Annotated in this window: 1 protein-coding gene; it reads right to left on the bottom strand. The window is 48.0% G+C overall.

The window, feature by feature from the left end; all coding sequences use genetic code 11:
- Positions 1-459, bottom strand: a 459-nt coding sequence (locus tag R7E78_RS28770) for a hypothetical protein (protein ID WP_318058967.1), incomplete at its 3' end; no start/stop codon positions are given.
- Positions 460-581: the final 122 nt, after the last annotated feature.

Below are 581 nucleotides of genomic sequence, written 5' to 3'. Positions count from 1 at the left end.
ATAGGCAAAGACTGCACTTGCGATAATCTCACCGCGCAACCCTGAAGGCCCTCTGATTGCGTTTACAGTGTTCCTAACCCAATCCTGTTGTATTTGTGGCGCGTCTTTCAATGCATCATTTAAATCCAGTGCATCCAACTCTTTAATTACTTTTTGCTTCTCCTCCTCCGTTCCGCGCTCTACTTCATAGAGCAATTTGATTAGTTGCCAGTTCAGACCTTTACCCGGAGATCTCCCGTATAGGTCTGTGGCGGTTTCAGTAATCAGCGGAGCTAGAGACCGAGCCACCATAACCGTAACTGCTTTTGATTGGTTAAGTTCTTTTGATGTGTCCACGCCTTGGCTACTGCTAGAGCTAGACCCCGTTTCGCTGCCTCCTGACACGCCCACAGGACTATTGTCACATCCCGACAAAGCCAACACAGACCCCATAACTAACGCCAATACACTTTTATTCATTCTGTTGTTTCTCCACTGCTTGGATTTCTTTTCTTAGGTTCGCTAGGTCTTCGCTAATATCGCCGTTCTCTAGCTGGCCCTGTAGCTGTTGAGCCAGCCTCTCTAGGTCTTGTCTCTGGCTC

This window comes from Vibrio sp. YT-19(2023) (assembly GCF_033337395.1).
The sequence above is the reverse complement of the archived record's forward strand: the minus strand, read 5'-3'. Positions and strand labels throughout refer to the sequence as shown.